This is a genomic window from Streptomyces sp. NPDC039462 (assembly GCF_055639375.1).
In genome coordinates this window covers 1-21,835 of sequence record NZ_JBVKAO010000003.1, presented here as the reverse complement: position 1 = coordinate 21,835, position 21,835 = coordinate 1, and the positions used below count along the sequence as shown (strand labels likewise).

The 21,835-nt window shown below is 69.9% G+C and carries 19 protein-coding genes, 1 rRNA gene and 1 riboswitch; of the genes, 5 read left to right on the top strand and 15 right to left on the bottom strand.

The genetic code is table 11. The features are described 5' to 3' along the window. Position 1 precedes the first annotated feature (1 nt). Positions 2–691, bottom strand: a complete 690-nt coding sequence (locus tag ACZ7LU_RS17190) for a HEAT repeat domain-containing protein (protein WP_471917094.1) — start codon at positions 689–691, stop codon at positions 2–4. Positions 692–878: 187 nt separating this feature from the next. Between ACZ7LU_RS17190 and ACZ7LU_RS17185 the strand changes: the two genes are divergently transcribed. Further along, on the top strand, positions 879–1,733 hold the full coding sequence (locus tag ACZ7LU_RS17185) for a PhzF family phenazine biosynthesis protein (protein ID WP_471917093.1): 855 nt from the start codon (positions 879–881) through the stop codon (positions 1,731–1,733). Between the two features lie 30 nt (positions 1,734–1,763). Here the strand turns inward: ACZ7LU_RS17185 and ACZ7LU_RS17180 are convergent, their stop codons facing one another. Next, entirely contained in the window at positions 1,764–2,567 is an 804-nt protein-coding gene (locus ACZ7LU_RS17180; protein WP_468718773.1) for a CPBP family intramembrane glutamic endopeptidase, read from the bottom strand. 167 nt (positions 2,568–2,734) lie between these two features. Between ACZ7LU_RS17180 and ACZ7LU_RS17175 the strand changes: the two genes are divergently transcribed. Next, positions 2,735–4,510, top strand: a complete 1,776-nt coding sequence (locus ACZ7LU_RS17175) for a substrate-binding and VWA domain-containing protein (protein ID WP_471917092.1) — start codon at positions 2,735–2,737, stop codon at positions 4,508–4,510. Between the two features lie 32 nt (positions 4,511–4,542). On the opposite strand, the gene ACZ7LU_RS17170 is transcribed toward ACZ7LU_RS17175, so the two are convergent. After that, entirely contained in the window at positions 4,543–6,063 is a 1,521-nt protein-coding gene (locus tag ACZ7LU_RS17170) for a glutamate-cysteine ligase family protein (RefSeq protein WP_468316485.1), read from the bottom strand. Positions 6,064–6,546: 483 nt separating this feature from the next. On the opposite strand from ACZ7LU_RS17170, the gene ACZ7LU_RS17165 reads away from it, so the two are divergent. Together ACZ7LU_RS17165 and ACZ7LU_RS17160 are read left to right on the top strand one after the other, a co-directional pair. Next, entirely contained in the window at positions 6,547–7,131 is a 585-nt protein-coding gene (locus ACZ7LU_RS17165; protein WP_468090592.1) for a hypothetical protein, read from the top strand. Positions 7,132–7,436: 305 nt separating this feature from the next. After that, positions 7,437–7,643, top strand: a complete 207-nt coding sequence (locus ACZ7LU_RS17160; protein WP_362995214.1) for a DUF5999 family protein — start codon at positions 7,437–7,439, stop codon at positions 7,641–7,643. A gap of 144 nt (positions 7,644–7,787) precedes the next feature. On the opposite strand, the gene gcvP is transcribed toward ACZ7LU_RS17160, so the two are convergent. After that, positions 7,788–10,676, bottom strand: coding sequence for an aminomethyl-transferring glycine dehydrogenase (gene gcvP / locus ACZ7LU_RS17155; RefSeq protein ID WP_471917091.1), 2,889 nt, complete (start codon positions 10,674–10,676; stop codon positions 7,788–7,790). 189 nt (positions 10,677–10,865) lie between these two features. Then, a riboswitch (glycine riboswitch) is annotated at positions 10,866–10,964 on the bottom strand. A 144-nt stretch (positions 10,965–11,108) separates the two neighbouring features. Here gcvP and ACZ7LU_RS17150 point away from each other — a divergent pair. After that, a complete protein-coding gene (locus ACZ7LU_RS17150; RefSeq protein ID WP_468090596.1) occupies positions 11,109–11,498 on the top strand; it encodes a PRC-barrel domain-containing protein in 390 nt (129 codons plus the stop codon). Between the two features lie 34 nt (positions 11,499–11,532). On the opposite strand, the gene ACZ7LU_RS17145 is transcribed toward ACZ7LU_RS17150, so the two are convergent. The 11 genes from ACZ7LU_RS17145 to rrf all read right to left on the bottom strand — a co-directional run. Beyond that, a complete protein-coding gene (locus ACZ7LU_RS17145) occupies positions 11,533–13,002 on the bottom strand; it encodes a DNA polymerase IV (protein WP_471917090.1) in 1,470 nt (489 codons plus the stop codon). Positions 13,003–13,039: 37 nt separating this feature from the next. Beyond that, positions 13,040–13,657, bottom strand: a complete 618-nt coding sequence (locus ACZ7LU_RS17140; protein ID WP_398312115.1) for a MerR family transcriptional regulator — start codon at positions 13,655–13,657, stop codon at positions 13,040–13,042. A 169-nt stretch (positions 13,658–13,826) separates the two neighbouring features. Then, entirely contained in the window at positions 13,827–14,300 is a 474-nt protein-coding gene (locus tag ACZ7LU_RS17135) for a bifunctional nuclease family protein (protein WP_063795355.1), read from the bottom strand. A gap of 74 nt (positions 14,301–14,374) precedes the next feature. Then, a complete protein-coding gene (gene ftsR, locus ACZ7LU_RS17130; RefSeq protein ID WP_471917089.1) occupies positions 14,375–15,118 on the bottom strand; it encodes a transcriptional regulator FtsR in 744 nt (247 codons plus the stop codon). 43 nt (positions 15,119–15,161) lie between these two features. Further along, on the bottom strand, positions 15,162–16,130 hold the full coding sequence (locus ACZ7LU_RS17125; RefSeq protein WP_398312136.1) for an FHA domain-containing protein: 969 nt from the start codon (positions 16,128–16,130) through the stop codon (positions 15,162–15,164). Between the two features lie 82 nt (positions 16,131–16,212). Beyond that, a complete protein-coding gene (locus ACZ7LU_RS17120) occupies positions 16,213–17,043 on the bottom strand; it encodes a DUF881 domain-containing protein (protein WP_471917088.1) in 831 nt (276 codons plus the stop codon). 5 nt (positions 17,044–17,048) lie between these two features. Continuing rightward, positions 17,049–17,381, bottom strand: coding sequence for a small basic family protein (locus ACZ7LU_RS17115; protein WP_003988855.1), 333 nt, complete (start codon positions 17,379–17,381; stop codon positions 17,049–17,051). After that, positions 17,378–18,277: a DUF881 domain-containing protein gene (locus ACZ7LU_RS17110; protein ID WP_398312124.1), complete on the bottom strand. Its 900-nt coding sequence runs from the start codon at positions 18,275–18,277 to the stop codon at positions 17,378–17,380. Before ACZ7LU_RS17110 ends, ACZ7LU_RS17115 begins: the two co-directional genes overlap by 4 nt. Positions 18,278–18,365: 88 nt before the next feature. Next, complete coding sequence (locus ACZ7LU_RS17105) at positions 18,366–20,861, bottom strand: mannose-1-phosphate guanyltransferase (protein ID WP_362995197.1); 2,496 nt, start codon at positions 20,859–20,861, stop codon at positions 18,366–18,368. A 113-nt stretch (positions 20,862–20,974) separates the two neighbouring features. Further along, positions 20,975–21,583, bottom strand: a complete 609-nt coding sequence (locus ACZ7LU_RS17100; RefSeq protein ID WP_398312127.1) for a CDP-alcohol phosphatidyltransferase family protein — start codon at positions 21,581–21,583, stop codon at positions 20,975–20,977. 159 nt (positions 21,584–21,742) lie between these two features. Next, positions 21,743–21,835, bottom strand: a 5S ribosomal RNA gene (rrf, locus tag ACZ7LU_RS17095); the annotation flags it as partial.

Here is a 21,835-nt window from a genome sequence, read left to right as displayed (position 1 = left end):
ACTAAGACTCCTCCTGACCACCTGCGCCGAGGACCACGACGCGCTTGGCCTCCTCGATCGCGAACTCGAATCCGGCCTCCGGGTCGCGCAGCAACCGCTCCGTGGCGATCGCGTGCTGACGTACGCGCGGGTCGGCATCCGTCGCCGCGGCGCGCAGGACCGGCACGATCACCTCGCCGAGCGCGATCAGCGCCCGGCTGAGGCTCAACTGCGTCTCACGCCCGCCGCGCCCGAGCTGCGTCGCCAATACGCCGGCCAGCTCCGCCTCTTCCCCCTCGGGTACGAGCACGACCGCCGCCCGCCAGGCGCTCCGCGCCACCTCGTCGTCGGCGTCGGCCAGCAGGGCCCGGGTGATCGCCGGCCACGCCTGCCGGTCCGCGATCTTGGACAGCGTGTGCAGCGCCTGACTTCGCGCCTGCGCGCCCTCCGTACGGAGTTCGGCGACGAGCCGAGGGACCGTTACTCCTGCCGGCTGGCGGGTGAGCGCCCACGTGAGCATTTCCCGCACGTAGAACTCGGGCTCGATCGCGCACCGCTCGACGAGCCGGTCGACGAACCGGGGGTCCGGAGCCGTGCCGACCGCCAGCGCCGCCTGCAGCCGCACCGACGGGTTGCCGTTCTCCAGTCCCCGGACAGCTCGTGCCGTGTCCGTGTCACCCTTCGGCTTCGTGCCCTCTTCCGACATGGTCATGGGGACCACCTCCTCGGCAGAAGTGAAGGCCTTGTCACCGTGTCAAGGTCAAACGAACCCAGCTGGGGTGGGCTGCAAGGGCTGGCCCACACCCCACCCCCCTCAGGCCAATCACTCCTCAAAACCAGGCCAGGCACCCCGAATTGGCCTTACCGACGACACTCCGCAGCCCTCTACCGTGATGCCCATGCCTACTTCCGACACCGCATCCCGCGCCCACTCCCACGCCCCCCACCGCATCCGCGTGGTCGACGCCTTCACCGACCGCCCCTTCGCCGGCAACCCGGCCGGCGTTTTGCTCCTCGACGCCTTCCCCGACGACACCTGGCTGCAGCACGTGGCCAGGGAGGTCAACCACGCCGAGACCGCCTTCGCCCACCCGCTGCCCGCGGGCGGCGACGCCGACTGGGCGCTCCGCTGGTTCACACCCGCCACCGAAGTCGACCTCTGCGGCCATGCCACTTTGGCCACGGCCCACGTCCTGCACACCACGGGTGTGGCCTCCGGCACCGTCCGCTTCGCCACCCGCAGCGGCGTCCTCACCTCGACCGCGCACGAGGACGGCTCGCTCACCCTCGACTTCCCGACCGCCCCGCTCACCGCGACCGAGCTCCCCGACGGCATCGCCGAGGCGCTGGGCGCCGAGCCGCTCGCCGCGTACGACACGGGCCGGAACGTCGGCGACCTGCTGGTCGAGCTCGCCGACGAGAAGACGGTCAGGTCGCTCACCCCCGACCACAAGGCCCTCGTCCGCCACTCCGAGCGCGGCATCATCGCCACCGCCCGGGCCGAGGACCCCTCCGGCGGCTACGACTTCGTCTCCCGCGGCTTCTTCCCGCGCGTCGGCATCGACGAGGACCCGGTGACGGGCAGCGCCCACACCGCCCTCGCCCCCTTCTGGTCCGAGCGGCTCGGCCGCACCGAACTGACCGGGCTTCAGGCCTCGGCCCGCAGCGGCCTGGTCCGTACCCGGCTCCGCGGCGAGCGCACCCTCCTGACCGGCCACGCGGTCACGGTCATCGAGGGCGACCTCTTCGCCTGACGCCGCCCCCACGCCGACACCAGGTGCTGCCTACGAAGGCGTGGGCAGCCACCCCACCTTCCCCGCCAGCAGCGCGTAGCCGACGAACGCGCCGATGTCGAGCAGCGAGTGGGCCACGACCAGCGGCCCGACTCGGCCCCACCTGCGGTAGAGCAGCACGAAGACCACCCCCATCGCGAGGTTCCCGAGGAAGCCGCCGATGCCCTGGTACAGGTGGTACGAGCCCCGCAGCACCGAACTGCCCATCAGCGCGGCCATCGGCGTCCACCCCAATTGGCCGAGCCTGCGCAGCAGGTAGCCGACGACGATGACTTCCTCGAGGACCGCGTTCTGCACCGCGGACAGGACGAGGACGGGGTACTTCCACCACACGTCCGGCAATGCCTCGGGGACGACGGTGAGGTTGAAGCCGAGCCCGCGGGCCGCGAGGTAGAAGGCGATCCCCGTGCTGCCGATCACCGCGGCGATCGCGGCGCCGCGCCCCAGGTCCGGCCAGGGCCTCGTCCGGTCGAAACCGATCGTCCGCAGCGCCGCCTTCTCCCGCAGCAGGAAGTGCGCGACCAGCGCGACCGGCACCAACGCGGTCGTGATGCCGAACAGTTGCCACGCGAGATCGAGCCACGGCCGGCCAGGCGCCGCCGACGCGTTCATCGTGGCCGCCTGGTCCTTCAGGCCGCCCGGTCTGGTGACCGAGCCCACGAAGCTGATCAGCGCGGACACACCGCTGGCCCCGAGCGAGACGGCCAGGACGAGCAGCGTCTCGTCCCGCAGGATCCGCCGCGAAGGTCCGTCCGCCGGAATAGAACCGGCCATCGGCCCCGGCTCCGCTTGCACTTCCGCCTCCAGTTGAGTAATCCCGCCTCATCCCCATCTTCGTCCCGCTAGGGTCTCGAAAGAAGTTACGAAGACCGTGCGCGACAGGCCGAGGGGGACGGACGCCGGTTGTGGGCGTACAGCCCCCTCTTTCCTTGCCACATCGTTCAAGGAGGGGCACCACCGCCATGGGACGTCACAGCTTGCCCGATGAGCGCGGGACGGCAGCGGCCGACCCCCGGCCGCGTGCGCGCGGCCGCGCGGTCGCCATCGCCACGGCGCTCGTCCTCGTGGTCGCGGGCGGCGCGGCGGCGGCGGTCCGCGGCGGACTGCTCTCCTTCGGCGGCGCCTGCGGCGACGACGCGGTACGCCTCGATGTCGTCGCCGCACCCGATGTGACCCCCGCCCTGCGCGAGGCCGCCGACCTCGCCCGCGAGAAGGAGATCACCTCGGACGGGCACTGCATCGACGTGCGGGTCACCGCACGCGACTCGTACCAGGTCGCGGCCGAACTCCGCGCGGGCAAGGGCGATCCGGAGTACGACGTGTGGGTGCCCGATTCCGACGTGTGGGTGCAGCGCGTCGGTCTGGGCGCCAAACAGACCAAGATCGCGCCCGCGGGCAACATAGCCTCCTCGCCCGTCGGCATCGGCATGATCCCGTCCGCCGCCGCATCGCTGGGCTGGCCCGAGAAGACGTACGACTGGCCGCGGTTGACGGCGGCCGCCATGAAGGGCGACAAGCTGCGCCTCGGCGCCGCCGACCCCGCACGCAGCGCGACCGGCCTGCTCGCCCTCGCCAAGCTGGGCGCCTCCGCGAAGAAGCACGGCGGCGAGGAAGGCGACACCAGGGCCGCCGCCATGGCGAAAGCCCTGGCGACCCGCACGACCGACAGCGACGGCCAACTGCTGGACACTCTGGCCCGCGACGGCTCGGGAGCCGAGCAGGGAAACCCGCGCCGCAACCAGGCGCTGATCCTCTCCGAGCAGGCCGCGTACGCGCACAACGCCTCGGCGGGCGAGGAGAACAGCCTCGACCTGTTCTACCCCGAGGACGGTTCGCCCCGGCTCGACTACCCGTACACGCTTGTCGAGGACGACCGCATGTCCACCGACACGAGCCGTGCCGCCCTGCGCTTCATGACGATGTTCAGTGACGACGACGGCCGCCGCATCCTGGCCGAGCACGGTTTCCGGACCGACCCCGGCCGGCCGTCGGACAAGCTGGTCGCCGCCGCCGGCGGCCGCACCCCGCAGCCCTACGCGGACGAGGCCACGGATCCGCCCTCGGACAAGCAGCTCCAGGAGACCCTGGGCATGTGGACGATCACGGTGCAGAGCGCCCGCCTGAGCACGGTCGTCGACGCCTCGGAGTCCATGCGGCAGCTCGTCCCCGGCCGCGGCCAGTCCCGCATGGAGGTCACCAAGGCCGCACTCCTGCGGGCCCTGGCGGGCTTCACCGACGAGGACGAGATCGGCCTGTGGGAGTTCGCCACCCGCCTCGACGGCAGCCGTGACTACCGCGCACTGCAGCCGACCCGGCGCCTGGGCGAGCGCGAGGGCAGCGTCACCCACCGCGACAAGCTGTCCGCGGCCTTTTCCGCCCTGCAGCCCGTGCCGGGCGGTGCCACCGGTCTGTACGACACGACGCTCGCCGCCTACAAGGAAGCCCGGTCGACGTACGCGCGCGACAAGTTCAACGCCCTCGTGATCCTGACGGACGGCGCCAACCAGGACCCGGGCAGCATCTCGCGCGGCTCCCTCATCGCCCGCCTCGAGGAACTCGCCGATCCCGGGCGGCCGGTGCCGATCATCGCCATCGCCGTCGGCCCGGACGCGGACAAGGACGAGGTCCAGCAGATCGCCGCGGCGACCGGCGGCTCCGGCCACCAGGTGGACGACCCGACGCAGATCCACGCGGTCATCCTCAAGGCGATCATGGAGGCGGGCAGCAACCGGGGCTGACACCCCGTGCCCCTGCCGGTCCGGCGGCCCGGTCAGCTCAGCGGTACCGCCGGTTCCCTGAGCCCCACCGGCCACGTGTGCACCGGCTCACCCTCATGCATCAGTCGGCAGTACCGCTTGGTGGTCGCGGCCAGCGCTTCCTCCCTGGCCAGCCCGCTCTCCAAAGCCTTGTGATACGTCGTCGCCTGCCACGACGCGCCGTTGACCCGTCGCCGGCACCGCTCCTCGATCACCCCGAGGTACAGATCCCGGTCGGCGGCCTCCACGCCCCACGCGTCGAGCCCCGCGGCCGCGAGCGGCAGCAACTCCTCGCGTACGAGCCGGACGGCCGCCACCTCGACGAGTCCGCCGAGCCTGCCGCGCCGCGGCCACTGCAACGTGGCGTCGATGCCGTGGCGGCACGCGACGTCGAAGTTGTGGGCCGCGGCCTCGAAGGGCAGCCGGGACCACACGGGCCGCGCCTCCTCGGCGAGCGCCCGCACGAGCCCGTAGTAGAAGGCGGCGTTGGCGATGACGTCGGTGATGGTGGGGCCCGCGGGCAGCACCCGGTTCTCCACCCGCAGGTGCGGGACGCCGTCGGCGATGCCGTACACCGGGCGGTTCCAGCGGTACACGGTGCCGTTGTGCAGGACGAGTTCGCCGAGGCGCGGCACACCACCCGCGTCGAGGACGCCCAGCGGGTCCTCCTCCTCCATCAGGGGCAGCAGCGCGGGGAAGTACCGCAGGTTCTCCTCGAAGAGCTCCAGCGGCCCGGTGATCCACCGCTCCCCGAACCAGGTGCGCGGCCGCACGCCCTGGACCTGCAGCTCGGGCGACCGTGTGTCGGTGGACTGCAGGAACAGCGGCGGCCGGGACTCGCGCCACAGTTCACGGCCGAACAGGAACGGCGCGTTGGCGCCGACGGCGACCTGGGCCGCGGCGATCGCCTGCGCCGCGTTCCACACATCGGCGAACCGGCCGGGCGTGACCTGTAGGTGCAACTGCACGGAGGTGCACGCCGCTTCGGGCGCGATCGACGCGGAGGTGCAGGTCAGCCGCTCCACACCCTGGATGTCGAGGGTGAAGTGCTCACCGCGCGCCGCCACGATCTGATCGTTCAGGAGGGCGTAGCGGTCGACGTCCGAGAGGTTCCCCGATACCAGGTCGGCGCGGTCCAGCGTCGGCAGAATACCGATCATGACAATGCCGGCGTCGAGCTCGTTCGCTTTCCTGTGGGCGTAGTTGAGGCCGGTGCGCAGCTCTTCGGCGAGCCGGTCGAGAACGCGTCCGCCGAGCCGGTGCGGGGCAATGTTCACTTCCAGATTGAACATTCCGAGTTCCGTCTGGAAATCCCGGCTCGCGATGCGCTCAAGAACCTGCGCATTCAACATCCTCGGCAGCCCGTCGGGCCCGGCGAGATTCAGCTCGATCTCCATGCCCATCAGATTCTTGGGCCGATCGAATCGCTGTTCCTCCAACAAACGCTCCAGCCCCGCCAGGCACTCTCGGAGCTTGCCTCGGAAGTCGTTCCGGTCGGCCAGGTCGAACGTGCCCGCCACGACCTTCTCCCCCATCGAAGCGTCCCTCCTCGATCGGGCAGCCATGGGTCCGGCCGCTGTGTACGAGGGATGATGCCCAGGCAATGTGATCGATAACGCCCCGGGCGGGGCCACCGGCCGGTACGCTCGGCACAGCAGGGGTCCGGCACATTCACCAGGCATGCGGCACGGTGAAGATTCCCTTCCGATGCGCCTGGTCAAAAGCACCGGCAGAAATCGGCCGACCGCGTTTTCGGAGAAATCCGAGGTCATGCGGGTCGATCCCCCTGCGAAATCGGGAGAAAGGCCTCACAAGGACGGCTCATTAAGGCCTTGCCCGCAATATACGGAGCGCCTAGATGAAACACTGCTCGAACACGTCTCGTATAAACTGCGCAATCTAGGCAGAGAGTTGGCGCTCGCGGCACCGGCCCCCGCCCCTCTGGCCCAGAGCTGACAGCGCCGTCACGCACCTGCCCCCGCTCCACTGTGCCTGTCGAATGAGAGAGGCGACCCACCATGCCGCTGCATGTCCCCCCGGCTCCAGCGCCCGCCCTGCGCAGCGTCCTCGCGGCACTCGGTTCCCCCACCGCCGTACGCGAGGCCCGCACGCCGTCCCTGCGTACCGCACAGGGACCGGCGAGCCCCGAACTCCCTCTGCCCGTCCACGTGTTGGACCGCATCACGCCCGAGAGCACCTCGCCCACCCGGCTCGCCGGCTGGCGCTTCCTCATCCGCTGCGGCGAGCGCGCCGTCGCCGCGGCCGACACGATGCTGACTCCGGACGGCTGGGCGTTCTCGCACTTCTTCGAAGGGCCGTACATCGCCTCCACCGAACGGGCCCTGCGGCACGCCGAGGCCATGCCGATGCCCTGCCAGCCGCGGCTGCTCTCCGTGCCCGAGCTCTACATGCTCACGCTCTGGCTGCACCGGGACTGCACGGACGACGGCGCCGAGGGCCCCCTCGCCGCCACCGACCTGCTGGTGCCGCTGGCGCCCGCCCCGCCCGGCATCGCGGCCCACCGCCCGCACCGCGTCGCCGAGCTGCTGCCGATGCTCAACCACCGTCTGACACCGGCACCGCTGCTGAGCTCACCCGCCTGACAGCACCTCTTCCGCTTCCTGTGCCCCGCCGCCCCCGCCGCGGGGCACAGCGCTGCCCACCCAGGTGGACTAGCCCGGTCAGGCCACCCCGAACCACCCGAAGAGACGGGGAAGTTGGACTGAACCGTCCGGCCGGGTGATACGTCATTAAGCAGTAGGAGCCGCTGCGGCAAAATCCCTGCGGATTGACGCCCGGAGGGCAACACTGGGATCGGACCGACTACAAACGGGGGGCGGTTATGAACACCGCATCGAGCCACAGGACCGACGTCACAGCCATCTCATCGCAGCGAAAGAACCCTTCCATGTGCCAGCACCAACCCGCGTGCCCGACAGCCGACTCAGCCGACCGGGAAGCCGCGCTCCTCATGGCGAGCCACCCGGAGCAGGGCTGGAGCCTGCTGTGCAACGGCGTCCTGCTCTTCGAGGACACCGGTGAGCTGCTGCCGGACGGCCAGATCATCGCCCCGCACCGACCGCTGGGCACCGACCAGGTCATGACAGCCGCCTGAGCACCGACGGCACATCCGCGCGACCGCACCACACCGCACGTCCGCAGCAGCGCACCACCGCACCACCGAACAGAAGCGGGGCCGGCCCGGAGAGAACTCTCCGAACCGGCCCCACCGCATGCCCGCCCCACTTGGGCGCGGATATCAGTCCTCGTACGCATCCAGCGGCGGGCAGGAGCAGACCAGGTTCCGGTCGCCGTACGCCTGGTCGATACGGCGCACCGGCGGCCAGTACTTGTCCGCGGCGACGACCCCGGCCGGGAAGACGGCCTCCTCACGGCTGTAGCCGTGCTCCCACTCGCCGCTGAGCGCGGCGGCGGTGTGCGGGGCGTTCCGCAGCGGGTTGTCGTCGGCGGCCCACTCGCCGGAGCCGACCTTCTCGATCTCCCGGCGAATGGCGATCATCGCCTCGCAGAACCGGTCGATCTCGGCCAGGTCCTCGCTCTCCGTCGGCTCGATCATCAGGGTTCCGGCGACCGGGAACGACATGGTGGGCGCGTGGAAGCCGTAGTCGATGAGCCGCTTCGCGATGTCGTCGACGCTGACCCCGGTCGCCTTGCTGAGCGGCCGCAGGTCCACGATGCACTCGTGCGCGACCAGGCCGGCCGGACCGGTGTAGAGCACCGGGTAGTGCGGCTCGAGGCGCTTGGCGATGTAGTTGGCGGAGAGCACGGCGACCTGGGTGGCTCGCTTGAGGCCCTCGCCGCCCATGAGGCGCACGTACGACCAGGAGATCGGCAGGATTCCGGCGGAGCCCCAGGGCGCCGCGGAGATCGGACCGACGCCGGTCTCGGGACCGGCCGCGGGCTGCAGCGGGTGGTTGGGCAGGTACGGCGCGAGGTGCTCGCGCACACCGACCGGACCCACGCCGGGACCGCCGCCGCCGTGCGGGATGCAGAAGGTCTTGTGCAGGTTCAGGTGCGAGACGTCGCCGCCGAAGTGGCCCGGCTTGGCGAGCCCCACCAGGGCGTTGAGGTTGGCCCCGTCGACGTACACCTGACCGCCGGCCTCGTGCACCTCCGCGCAGATGTCGGTCACGTGCTCCTCGAAGACACCGTGCGTCGAGGGGTACGTGATCATCAGTACGGCCAGCTCGTCGCGGTGCTTCTCGATCTTGGCGCGCAGGTCCGCTATGTCGACCTCGCCGTCGTCGGCGGTCTTCACGACGACGACCTTCATGCCGGCCATGACGGCGCTCGCGGCGTTCGTGCCGTGGGCGGAGGACGGGATGAGGCAGACGGTGCGCTGCTCGTCGCCGTTGGCCCGGTGGTAGCCGCGGACCGCGAGCAGCCCGGCGAGCTCGCCCTGCGAACCGGCGTTGGGCTGCAGGGAGACCTTGTCGTACCCGGTCACCTCGGCGAGCCGCTCCTCCAGCTCACGGATGAGCGTGAGGTAGCCCTGGGCCTGCTGGGCGGGCGCGAAGGGGTGCAGCTGGCCGAACTCGGGCCAGGTGACGGGCTCCATCTCCGTGGTCGCGTTGAGCTTCATGGTGCAGGAGCCCAGCGGGATCATGCCGCGGTCGAGCGCGTAGTCACGGTCGGCGAGCTTGCGCAGGTAGCGCAGCATTGACGTCTCGGAGCGGTACTGGTGAAAGACCGGGTGCGTCAGGTAGTCGTCGCCGCGCAGCAGGCCCTCGGGCAGCGTGTCAGCGACGGCGGCGTCGAGCGCCTCGACATCGGCGTCGACGCCGAAGGCGCCCCACACCGCGCTGAGCTGCCGGCGCGTGGTCGTCTCGTCGCAGGACAGGGAGACGTGGTCGGCGTCGACGAGGTGGATGTTGACGCCGGCCTCGCGGGCGGCGGCCACCAGCTGCTCGGCCTTGCCGGGCGCCCGCACCGTGAGCGTGTCGAAGTAGGCGCCGTGGACGACTTCGTAGCCGCCCCCGGTGAGGCCGGCGGCGAGCAGCGTCGCGTAGCGGTGGGTGCGCCGCGCGATCGACTTCAGGCCGTCGGGCCCGTGGTAGACGGCGTACATTCCGGCCATGACGGCGAGCAGCACCTGAGCGGTACAGATGTTGCTGGTGGCCTTCTCGCGGCGGATGTGCTGCTCACGGGTCTGCAGCGCGAGGCGGTAGGCCTTGTTGCCGTCGGCGTCGACGGAGACGCCGACGAGCCGCCCGGGCAGGCTGCGCGCGAACTTCTCGCGGACCGCCATGTAACCGGCGTGCGGCCCGCCGAAGCCCATCGGCACACCGAAGCGCTGCGTCGTGCCCACGGCGATGTCGGCGCCGAGCTCGCCGGGCGAGGTGAGCAGCGTCAGGGCGAGCAGGTCGGCGGCGATGGTGACGACTGCGCCGAGCTCGTGCGCCTGGTCGATGAGCGGCTTGATGTCGCGGACGGCACCCGAGGCGCCCGGGTACTGGACGAGTACGCCGACGACGCCGCGCTCGGCGACCTCGGCGGGCAGGCCGTCGCTCAGGTCGGTGACGACGACCTCGACACCGGTGGGCTCGGCGCGGGTCTGGATGACGGCGATGGTCTGCGGCAGGGCGTCGGCGTCGACGACGAACACGCCGTCCTTGACCTTGCCCATGCGACGCGAGAGGGCCATGGCCTCGGCGGCGGCGGTGCCCTCGTCGAGCAGCGAGGCTCCGGAGGTGGGCAGGCCGGTCAGCTCGGCGACCATGGTCTGGAAGTTGAGCAGCGCCTCGAGGCGGCCCTGCGAGATCTCGGGCTGGTACGGCGTGTAGGCCGTGTACCAGGCCGGGTTCTCCATCACGTTCCGCAGGATGACCGGCGGCGTGAAGGTGCCGTAGTACCCGAGTCCGATCATGGAGTCGAGGACCTGGTTCCGGTCGGCGAGGGAGCGCAGCTCGGCCAGCACCTCGGCCTCGGAGCGCGCGCCGGGCAGATTCAGCGCTTCGGCGTTCTTGATCACATCCGGCACCGCGGCGGCCGTCAGCTCGTCGAGCGAGCCGTACCCGACCTGGGCGAGCATCTTCGCCCGCGCTTCCGCATCGGGCCCTATGTGCCGCTGCTCGAAGGGGATGCCCTGCTCAAGCTCCGAGAGCGGGGTGCGATGGGTGGCAGTCATTGCGGAGGCCTCCTGGTCTGCACGACCTGCGAGGGGTACCACGGCGCGGGTACCCGGACGGCCTCCCCCTCTGTCATCTCAACCTGAGAGCTTCACAGACCGGTCCGTTTCGACAGATCTGCTTTCACCGTCGGTGAGGAAGGGTTCCGAACGTGCCCGCCCGACGCCCGCCCTGCTTTCCAGAGTGACCTCGTCCGTGCGGTACGGGTGCCTGAGAGATTCCGGGGAGGATTTGCTCCTTCGGCGCCTCCGGGATCACGTCCCGGAGAGCTCTCCCGCACGGGGTCAGCAGCCAAGCGCCAGCCTACCAGCGAGGACCCCGGCCGTTCCCTCGAGTGGCCACCTGCCCCGAAGTGCTCTTTCGTAGTGACTACGAATGATTAAAGATGAGTTACGCCCGTTTTCGACGAGCCGCGACCAGCTGGAGGGCCCGTGCAGACCGATATCGATCCGCGCAACCTGATCGGCCGCAAGGCGTTCGACCGGAACGGGACCAAGATCGGCACGATCGACGAGGTCTACCTCGACGACGCCACGGGCGCCCCGGAGTGGGCCGCCATACGCACCGGCCTGTTCAGCCGCGACGCCTTCGTCCCGCTGGAGCCGAGCGAGCTGGCCGAGGACGGCACCCTGCACATTCCCTTCGACCGCGCCCTGATCAAGGACGCCCCGGACTTCGGGGTGGGCCGCCACCTCTCCCCCGAGCAGGAGCTCCAGCTCTACCACCACTACGGCCTCGACACGACGCCACCGGGCGCCCCGCCGCCCCCGCCACCGCCCGACCAGGACTTCGGCCGCATCGCCGGCACAGAGGCCCCCTGACCCACTGGCCCGCGGCCCGACCCGGCACCCGGCCTCACCCCGGGCCCTCCACCGCCACCCGAGCCGCCCCCGACACTCCTTCGAGCCCCGCTTCAGCCACCCTCTCGCCCCGCTGCACCGTCCTGACCAACGGCAGCGGCTCCGCGGGCTCCAGGTCCGGGTCGTCCGTCCGGAACGTCCGCACCCGCCCCGGTGGCGAGTCCGGCGTCTCGAAGCGCACCGTCACCCGGCCGAGACCGCTCCCCTGCACCCAGCCGTGCCCGTACTCGGCATGCCGCACGTCGTGTCCGGCCGCCCACCGCCGCTCGGCAGGCACCACCGGCTCCTCGGCCCGCTCCCGCTCCGGATCACCCGCGGCCGCCTCCGCGGCCGCCGTCCCGCCGGCTTCCTCCGTCGCAGCCCCTTCGGCACCGGCCAGAGCCGCCTCGGCCGCCTGGGCCTGCGCGAAGAGATCCTCCTGCGTGTAGTCCGCGAGCCCCGTGACGCCCACGCCGAGCAGCCGCACCCCTCCCGTGGTGTCCACGGACTCAAGCAGCCGCGCGGCGGCCTCCCGCACCACTCCCGGGTCGTCCGTGGGCCCGCGCAGCGTCTCGGACCGCGTCAGCGTCGAGAAGTCGAACCGCCGCACCTTGAGCACGATGGTCCGCCCCGAGTGCCCGGCCGCCCGCAGCCGCTGCACACACCGCTCCGCGAGCCGCCCGACCTCCGTCCTGACCCGCACCCGGTCGTGGATGTCCACGTCGTACGTGTCCTCGACGCTGACCGATTTCGTGTCCCGCTCGGCCACCACGGGCCGCTCGTCGTGCGCGAGCGCCATCGCATACAGCGAGCCGCCGTGGGCCTTCCCCAGCAGTCGTACGAGCTCGTCCTCACCGGCCTCCGCGAGCTCCTCGACCGTCGTGATCCCGGCCCGCCGCAAATGGTCGCCCGTAGCAGGCCCCACCCCGGGCAACGTCCGCACGGACATCGGCCCCAGCAGGGCGCGCTCCGTCCCCGGGGTGATCAGCACGAGACCGTTCGGCTTGGCCTCTTCCGAGGCGATCTTCGCCAGCATCTTGGAGACGGCGAGCCCCACCGACCCGGCGAGCCCCGTCACCGCCCTGATGTCCGCCCGCAGCCGCTCCCCCACGGCCCTGGCCGACTCCGCGTCGTCGGCGACGCCGCCGGCCTCCAGGTCCACGAAGGCCTCGTCCAGGCTGAGCGGCTCCACCAGCGGCGACAGCTCCCGCAGGAGGCCCATCACCTGCTCGCTGATCTCGCGGTACAGCCCGAAGCGGGGCACGAGATACGCGGCGTTCGGCGCCAGTCTGCGCGCCTGCCCCATGGGCATCGCCGAGTGCACTCCGAACCGCCGCGCTTCGTAGGAAGCGGTCGCCACGACACCCCGCGGCCCGAGCCCGCCCACGATCACGGCTTTGCCCCGCAGGCTGGGCTTCGCGGCCTGTTCCGCGGACGCGTAGAAGGCATCCATGTCCAGATGCAGGATCGTCGGGGCGCTTCTCACATCTCCGATGCTGCCTTACGCCACTGACAACGCGGCCTCAGACCGCCTTGTTGCGCCGTCTGGCCAGCTCATCGGCCGGATTGTGCCCGATGAGCGTCTCCCCGGTGTCGATGCGCTCGCCGTGCAGCTGGGACAGCGCGGCCTCGACGTCCCGCCAGACGACCCCCACGGCGATCCCGAAGACCCCCTGCCCGCCCTGGAGCAGCTCGTGGACCTCGCTGGAGGACGTGCACTCATAGACCGTGGCGCCGTCGCTCATCAGCGTCATCCGCTCCAGGTCGCGGAATCCGCGCTCCCGCAGATGCTGCACCGTCGTGCGGATGTTCTGCAGCGAGACCCCGGTGTCGAGGAACCGCTTCACGATCTTCAGGACGACGACATCGCGGAAGCTGTAGAGCCGCTGCGTGCCCGAGCCGCCCGCGGCCCGCACGCTGGGCTCGACCAGCCCCGTACGGGCCCAGTAGTCGAGTTGCCGGTAGGTGATGCCCGCGGCCGCGCACGCGGTGGGACCGCGGTAGCCGACCTGTTCGGAATGCTCGGACGTCGTGTCCCCGCTCCCCTGGACCGCCATCGGTCGATTCGGAGAGTGACCGGCCGCGCCGCCGTGGAGCGGGTACGGACCGCCCATCGCCGTACCGTCGCCGCTGCTTCTCACGCCGACCTCCCTCCTTGACCTGCCTTCTCGACGGTAGGCAGTCGCCAGGGGCTCGTCAACGATCGCCACACTCGGCACGCCGAGTGATAATCACCCTGAGAGTGGTTTCCCGTGCCTCGTCGCGGGGAAAGGCTAGCCGAATGGTCCGACGCGGGCCGTCGGAAGCGGCTCACTGGCTGTTGGTGCCGAAGTCCTCGGGCGAGATCTGGTCGAGGAACTCGCGGAACTTCTCCACCTCGTCCTCCTGCTCGTCCGGGATGGCGATGCCGGCGTCGTCCAGGACGCCGTCGCTTCCGAAGATGGGCGTCCCGGTGCGCAGGGCAAGCGCTATGGCGTCGGACGGACGCGCGCTCACCTCGACACCACTGGCGAAGACCAGCTCCGCGTAGAAGACCCCTTCCCGCAGGTCCGTGATGCGCACTTCGGAGAGCTCCTGGCCCACCGCTTCCAGCACGTCCTTGAACAGGTCGTGGGTCAGCGGCCGTGCGGGTGCCATGCCCTGCTGCGCGAAGGCGATGGCGGTCGCCTCACCTGGTCCGATCCAGATGGGGAGGTACCGGTCGCCTCCCACTTCACGCAGGAGCACGATCGGCTGGTTGGAGGGCATTTCGACCCGGACACCTACGACGTCGAGCTCGTTCACACAGCAACCCTAGGACGTGGCTGGCAGGTTTGGGTAGTCGGGCACCCGCCGAGTACCGGACGGGACCGGGCGAGTCAGGGCAATCTGATGCCGAGCGCCGTCTGCACGAGCGCCGAATGCAGCCGCCCCGTCAGGCTCGCCAGCTCTTTGGCACGGGCCTCGGCATGGGCCCTGGTCTGCGGATTACGATGCCGCCGCAGCGGAGCGACCACCTGGTCGACGAGCCCGGCCTCACGGTCCGCGGCGGCCTTCATGGCCCGCAGGTGCCGCGGCTCGATTCCGAACCGGCCGAGTTCGACCACGAGTGAGGCGACCGTGACGGCCTCCGCGTCGTACCCGCCGTCCGGCAACGGTGCGACGAGGCCGTACGCCTCCCACTCGGCAAGCTGTACCTCGTCGATCTCGGCGGCGGCCAGCAGCTCGGCACGGCCCACACGGGCCGCCGTCGGCCCCTCGGCCTCGCCGAGGCCCTGGGCGTCGCCGGCGTCCCCCTGACGCCCCAGGGACGGCATCGGGGGCCTCTCACCGCGCTCCAGCGCGTCGAGGTGCTCACGGATGACCCTGAGCGGCAGATAGTGGTCCCGCTGCATCCGCAGGACGTGACCGAGCCGCTCGACGTCCTCCGGGCTGAACTTCCGGTATCCGGAAGGGGTGCGCTGGGGCTCGATGAGCCCCTCGGACTCCAGAAACCGGATCTTGGAGATCGTGACCTCGGGAAATTCGGCACGCAGTTCGTTCAGCACGGTGCCGATGCTCATCAGCCGGCGGTCCGCGGCGGCGGTGCCGTTCCCGGCACCGCCCCTCGGTGTTTGAAGCATGGACCTTCCCTGGGGATCCCCCCGGACGGCGTCTGGGGGAGGGTCAGATGCCGACGGCCCGCTGGCTCGCGTAGAAGACCAGTCGGTACTTGCCGATCTGCACCTCGTCGCCGTTCGACAGCGAGACCGAGTCGATCCGCTCCCGATTGACGTACGTGCCGTTGAGGCTGCCCACGTCGGCGACGGTGAAGGAACCGTCCCCGAGGCGACGGAACTCCACGTGGCGACGCGACACCGTCACGTCGTCCAGGAAGATGTCGCTCTGCGGGTGACGCCCCGCCGTGGTCAGCTCGCCGTCGAGCAGGAAACGACTGCCCGAGTTCGGACCGCGGCGCACCACGAGGAGCGCCGAGCCGAGCGGGAGGGCGTCCACGGCCGCCTGCGCCTCCGGAGAGAGCGCGGGAGACGGGTTCGTGCCCGTCGCCTCGGCGTCGTAGGCCTCAAGGCCCGAGATGGAGATCGTCGAGGTCGTCTCGGACGCGCGCTCCGGTGCGGCACCGGCCCGCAGCGGCGCACCGCAGTTGGAGCAGAACCGGCTCGCCTCGGCGTTTCGGTTACCGCACCTCGTACACACCAGCGCCATGGACGGGTCCTCCTGCCGTGGCTGCCCCGCAGGGGCATTCGATGCGTACGGGTCGGAGGTGTACCCTCCACCCGCACTTGAGGTTGAAGGTTCTCCGAAACCTATGCGTCCGGGACCGGCAGGGTCAACAGACGACGCGCCCTGTCCGCCCGAAATGTCACCGCCTGGACCAGCGACCTGATCGCGGAACATCGGGCGCCCCGCGCCCTGCTCCTCGGCATCTCCATGGCGCGGAGCACGGTGCCGGGCAGTGGCCGGATTGCCACTGTCCTGACGTGCGCTCTTGCCGAACAACTTCGCAAACAACTTCACGGGCGATTCCCCTTGACCGAAACAGACCCGCCCGTGGGGCAGGACGAACCCTGATTGCACACACCGGCATTCATCGGTGAGCCAGACATCCTCACAACGTCCGTGGCCACCAAACAGTTTCCACCACGCACCACGCTTCCGGTGCGCCGACCCCCCGCAACCTCATGCCCCCGCCCGACGACCCTCATGCGTCCGCCCCTCACTGGGAGGACGACCGAGCGTAGTCAGGCTGCTTCGCAGGTCGCAAGGCGTCCACGACGATCTTCTCCGAGCGTTCCACGGTGACCGTGGCCTGCTCCTTCTCCAGAGTCTGCACCACGCCTCCCGGGATGTTCAGCGCAGGTTCGAGATCCTGCGGCTTGCCGATCACCTTGAAGAGGTACGGTTCGCCGACCTTGCGGCCGTCCACCCGTACTCCCCCGCCGCCGGCGTCCGACAGATAGGTGTTCGCCACGACGCGTACGTCATTGATCTGGATCGCCTCGGCGCCCGCGGCGCGCAGCTCCTGAATGGCGTCGAGCAGCATGTCCGCCTCGATCGCCCCTTTCCTGTCCTCGATGGTCAGCGTGATGCCGGGCCCCTGGGCCGCCACCGTGCCTGCCAGGATGCCGAGTTGCCGCTCCCGCTCGACCGTCTGCTTGCGCGCCTCCTCGGCCTGGTCCGAACTGTTCTCCAGCCCGGTCCGCTGTTCCTCGAGGCGGCGCTTCTCTTCTTCCAGACGCTCGGTACGGTCATCCAGTTCATCGAGGATGCGTACGAGATCTTCTTGCCTCGCGCCGCGCAGCGCGCTGCTGTCGTTGTTGGACCGCACCTGGATGGCCAGGCCGAGGCCGAGCACGAACAGCAGCAGGGCGACGATGAGTTGGGGCCGGGTCACCCGCGGCGGCCACAGGCCCTTCACCAGCCGCTGACGGCCGGTGAGCTGCGGCTTCGCCCCGGTCTCGGCGGGCGCGGGCGTCTCGGGCGTGCTGGGGACCTCGGCGGGGAGTTCCTTGCGCCGGTTGTACTCGGGCCTCTCGTCGGCACTCATCGGCGTCACGCCCTGAAGACGTGCCGGCGGATCGCCGCGGCGTTGGAGAAGATCCGGATGCCGAGGACCACGACGACGCCGGTGGACAACTGGGCGCCGACGCCGAGCTTGTCGCCCAGGAACACGATGAGCGCGGCCACCACCACGTTCGACAGGAACGACACCACGAACACCTTGTCGTCGAAGATGCCGTCGAGCATCGCCCGCAGCCCTCCGAACACGGCGTCGAGAGCCGCGACCACGGCGATCGGAAGGTACGGCTCGACCACCGCCGGAACTTCGGGCCGAACCAACAATCCGGCCACGACTCCCACGACGAGGCCCAGTACGGCGATCACGATGTGCCCTTTCCTGCCTTCGGCTCTGCTGTACGTACGGTCACGCTCGGCGCAGCCGGCAGCCGAAGCTCGTCCGACACGGAGATGCTGGTCCGGATGCCGAAGTTCTCCTGCAGAGCATGCAGGTACTGACCGTCACGGCTGTTCTGGAAACGGGTGCTCAAGCGTTTCCCATCACCTACCGCGAGCACCGTATACGGCGGCACCAGCGGTCTGTTGTCGACCAGTATCGCGTCACCCGCGGCTCTGATCGCCGACAGTGCGGTGAGCCGCTGGTCGTTGATCGAGATCGCCTCGGCGCCCGACTGCCACAGGCCGTTGACGACACGCTGCATGTCGCGGTCGCGCACCCGTCCGGTGTCGGAGAATCCGGAGCTCTCGCGCGGCCCGCCGCCGCCCTGGTCGGCCTGCTTCTTGTCGTCCACGACGAGCTTGACGCCGGGCCCCTGGGCTTCCGTGGCGCCGGAGAGGAGTCCCAGCAACTCGCCCTGGCTGCCGCCGTGCTGCTTCAGCGCGGCCCGCTGCCGCTCGCCGACGTCGTCGCGGAGCTCGTCCACGTCGTCCTCGAGCCGGTCGGCTCCCGCCGTCGCCTCTTCGACGCGGTCGATGAGCTCTTCGCGCTCCTTGGCCAGCACGGGCGCCTCTATCCGCGCCTGGGCGGCCCCCACGGTGACGACCAGCGCGGCGAGCACGAGCCCGGCCGCGAGCCCGAGTTTGGCCCGCAGCGGGCGAGGGACACCGCTGTTCCCTCTGGCTTGCTTGCGGGCGGCCGCCTCGGCGTACCCCTCGTCCAGGCTGTGGTCCATGACGGTGGTGAGCAGCGACATGGACGCGTCCGGGCGCCGGGGGCGTGAGGGGGTGCTCCGAACGGGGGGCTGCTGCGGCATGCAGCACATCGTCGCACGTCGGGGGCGCTACCTCCGAATGGCCCCACCGACGCGCCGGGCAGCACCCGTTGTGGGTGCTGCCCGGCGCTCGGAAAGGTCAGCGACCCGCGCTGTCCACCACCGCGGACCACTCGTCGAGCAGCGCCTGGGCGGACGCGTCGTCGGGCCCTTCGGCCCACAGATGAGTGACGGCCTCGGCCGGGTCGGGCAGCACGAGCACCCACCGTCCGTCAGTCTCCACGACCCGCACACCGTCAGTGGTGTCCACGGACCGCTCGCCGGCCTCCTCCACCACGCGCCGCATCACGAGTCCCTTGACCGCCCACGGCGTCGCGAGATCCCGCCGCAGCACATGGGCGCGCGGGATACGCGCGTCGATCTGACTCAGGGTGAGCTGCGTACGCGCCACGAGCCCGATGAGCCGCACGAACGCCGCGGTGCCGTCGAAGACGCCGCTGAACTCGGGGACGATGAACCCGCCCCGCCCGTCACCGCCGAAGATGGTCGAGTCGGCCCGGCCCACCCGCGTCAGGTCGTCGGGCGACGTGGTCGTCCAGTCCACCTGCGTCCCGTGGTACGCGGCGACCTGCTCGGCGATGCGCGTCGTCGTCACCGGCAGCGCCACCCGCCCGCTGCGCCGCTCGGCGGCCACCAGGTCGAGCATCACCAGCAGGGCCCGGTCGTCCTCGACGATCCGGCCCTTCTCGTCGACGAGCGAAAGCCGCTCGCCGACCGGGTCGAACCGCACCCCGAAGGCGGCCCTGGCGGACGCCACGATCTCCCCGAGCCGGACGAGCCCGGCCCTGCGGGACTCGGCGGTCTCCGTTGGCCGCGACTCGTCGAGGCCCGGGTTGATGGTCAGCGCGTCCACCCCGAGCTTGCCGAGGAGGCTCGGCAGCACCAGCCCGGCACTGCCGTTGGACGCGTCGACGACGACCTTGAGTCCGGACTCGGCGACGCCGGTGGTGTCCACGTTCCGCAGCAGCGACCCCGTGTAGGAGTCGAAGACGCTGGACGGGAAGTGCAGGTCGCCGATCTCCCCGGGGAAGGCCCGGCGGTACTCCTGGCGTGCGTAGACCCGGTCCAGCTTCCGCTGGCTGCCCTGCGAGAGGTCTCCGCCCTGCTCGTCGAAGAACATGATGTCGACGGAGTCCGGCACCCCGGGCGTGGTGCGGATCATGATCCCGCCGGCGCTTCCTCTGGCCGTCTGCTGCCGCGCGACGGGCAGTGGCACGTTCTCCAGATCTCGTACGTCGATGGCGCTGGCCTGCAACGCCGAGATCACCGCCCGCTTGAGCGCCCGCGCACCTCGTGAGTGGTCACGCGCGGTGGTTACCGTGGACCCCTTCTTCAGGGTCGTCGCGTAGGCACCGGCCAGGCGCACGGCGAGCTCGGGCGTGATCTCGACGTTCAGGATTCCGGAGACGCCACGCGCCCCGAAGAGGTGCGCTTGTCCGCGGGACTCCCAGATGACCGAGGTGTTGACGAAGGCGCCGGCCTCGATGGTCTTGAAGGGATAGACCCTGACGTTGCCCTGGATGATCGATTCTTCACCGACGAGGCACTCGTCGCCGATGACAGCGCCGTCCTCGATGCGGGCGGCGCGCATGATGTCGGTGTTCTTTCCGACGACGCAGCCCCGCAAGTTGCTGTGCTGCCCGATGTAGACGTTGTCGTGCACGACGGCCTTGTGCAGGAAGGCGCCGCTCTTCACCACGACGTTGGAGCCCACGACGGTGTGCTCGCGGATCTCGACGTCCGCTTCGATCTTGGCGTAGTCCCCGACGTACAACGGTCCGCGCAGGACGGCGTCGGGATGCACCTCCGCACCTTCCGCCACCCAGACCCCGGGAGAGATCTCGAAGCCGTCCAGCTCGACGTCCACCTTGCCTTCGAGGACGTCGGCCTGCGCCTTGACGTAGCTCTCGTGCGTACCGACGTCCTCCCAGTAGCCCTCGGCGATGTAGCCGTAGACGGGCTTGCCTTCCTTCATGAGCTGCGGGAAGACATCACCGGACCAGTCGACCGGCACATCGGCCTCGACGTAGTCGAAGACCTCGGGCTCCATGACGTAGATGCCCGTGTTCACCGTGTCGGAGAAGACCTGCCCCCAGGTCGGCTTCTCGAGGAAGCGCTCGACCTTTCCTTCTTCGTCGACGATGGTGATGCCGAATTCCAGCGGATTGGGTACGCGTGTCAGGCAGACGGTGACGAGCGCGCCCTTTTCCTTGTGGAAGGCGATCAGGTCGGTGAGGTCAAAATCGGTCAGAGCGTCACCGGAGATCACGAGGAAGGCATCGTCCTTCAGCGCTTCCTCGGCGTTCTTCACGCTGCCTGCTGTACCGAGCGGTTTCTCTTCGTTGGCATAGGTGAGCTCCATCCCAAGCTCTTCGCCGTCGCCGAAGTAGTTCTTGACGAGAGACGCCAGGAACTGCACTGTCACTACGGTCTCGGTGAGCCCATGCCTCTTCAGCAGCCGAAGCACATGCTCCATGATCGGCCGGTTGGCCACGGGAAGGAGCGGCTTGGGCATGCTCGAGGTCATGGGGCGAAGGCGTGTGCCCTCACCGCCGGCCATCACGACGGCCTTCATGTCGGAAGCGTCCTCCTCAATAGACGACGATTTAGCCGACCAGCTCACCTGAATGGACCCGCACATGTCGGATGCGGGCCCATGGAGCGTCTACAGCCACCGAATCAGTGAGCTCAATCGGCTGGGTTGTCCGCCTTGACAAGTCGGCGGACCTGAACCACATATAGGATCCCTGCCCACCAATACAGCGTTGTACCCCATCCGGCGAACGCCCATCCGAAAATAGCAGCGGGTGTGGCGATCCAGCCACTTGCGTCGCTCAGGAGCAGTAGGGGAAAGGCGTACATCAGGTTGAAGGTGGCGGCCTTGCCCAGGAAGTTCACCTGGGGCGGCGGATAGCCGTGGCGCCTGAGGATCCCGACCATGACCAGCAGGACCAGCTCGCGGAGCAGCAGCGCCGCGGTCAGCCAGAGCGGAAGAATCTCCCGCCAGGTCAGGCCGAGCAGCGTCGAGAGGATGTAGAGCCGATCGGCTGCGGGGTCGAGCAGTCGGCCGAGCTTGCTGATCTGGTTCCAACGGCGTGCGAGCTTGCCGTCGAGGTAGTCGCTGACGCCGCTGAGCGCCAGGACCAGCAGCGCCCAGTGGTCGCTGTTGGGCCCGCCGAACTCGGGCCGGAGGATCAGCCACAGGAAGAGAGGTACGCCGGCGAGGCGCGCCATGCTGAGGATGTTCGGGATGGTGAGGACCCGGTCCGTCTGGACGCGAGTCTCCTGGACCTCCACCCGGGGGCCTCCTGTGGGAAAGAGCCAATGATGCCCCCTGACCTTACCCTCAGTCGCGGCGGGTCGGTGCGGAGGGGTGGCCGGACGCTCAAGGCATCCGGAAAACAAAAAAAGCCGTGGCCCCTGGAATTTAATCCAGGGGCCACGGCTATAAAAGGAGTTCGGCGGCGTCCTACTCTCCCACAGGGTCCCCCCTGCAGTACCATCGGCGCTATGAGGCTTAGCTTCCGGGTTCGGAATGTAACCGGGCGT